Source organism: Stenotrophomonas nitritireducens, assembly GCF_001431425.1.
GTDB lineage: Bacteria > Pseudomonadota > Gammaproteobacteria > Xanthomonadales > Xanthomonadaceae > Stenotrophomonas > Stenotrophomonas nitritireducens.
This window is the reverse complement of the sequence record NZ_LDJG01000073.1, coordinates 1-560: the sequence shown is the minus strand read 5'-3', so window position 1 is coordinate 560 and position 560 is coordinate 1. Positions and strand designations below refer to the sequence as shown.

1 protein-coding gene is annotated in these 560 nt (G+C 72.1%); it reads left to right on the top strand.

Going from position 1 to position 560, the window contains the following annotated elements; translation table 11 throughout:
* Positions 1 to 537, top strand: a 537-nt coding sequence (locus ABB22_RS17470; RefSeq protein ID WP_244481365.1) for a virulence factor, incomplete at its 5' end; no start/stop codon positions are given.
* Positions 538 to 560: the final 23 nt, after the last annotated feature.

Sequence of the window (560 nt, the reverse complement as noted above, 5' to 3'; positions counted from 1 at the left end):
GCGCTGGCGCAGGCCGGCATTCCGGTGGTGGGCGTGGATTCGCTGCGCTATTTCTGGAGCGAGCGCACGCCGGCCGGTTTTGCCGCCGACCTGGATCGCATCGCCCGCCACTACGCACGGCAGTGGCAGCGCCCGAACCTGATGCTGGTGGGTTTCTCCCAGGGCGCCGACGTGTTGCCGGCGGCGATCAACCGGCTGTCCACCGACACCGCGTCGATGCTGGCGATGACCGCCCTGCTGTCGGTGGGCACGCGCGCCGACTACGAATTCCACGTCAGCAACTGGCTGGGCGGCGGCAGCGACCGCGGGCTGCCGATCGCGCCGGAGATGCGCCGGCTGGCGGCCGCGCGTACCGTCTGCGTCTACGGCCAGGACGACGACGATGCGCTGTGCCCGCACCTGCCGGCCGGTTCGGCGCAGGTGGTGCGCCTGCCCGGCGACCACCACTTCGAAGGCGACTACGCCGGGCTGGCGCAGGTGATCCTGCAGCGGCTGCGCGGGCTCAGCTCGACTGCCGGCGCGGGTCCAGCGAAATGAGCCGGGTCACGTCCAGCAGCGCG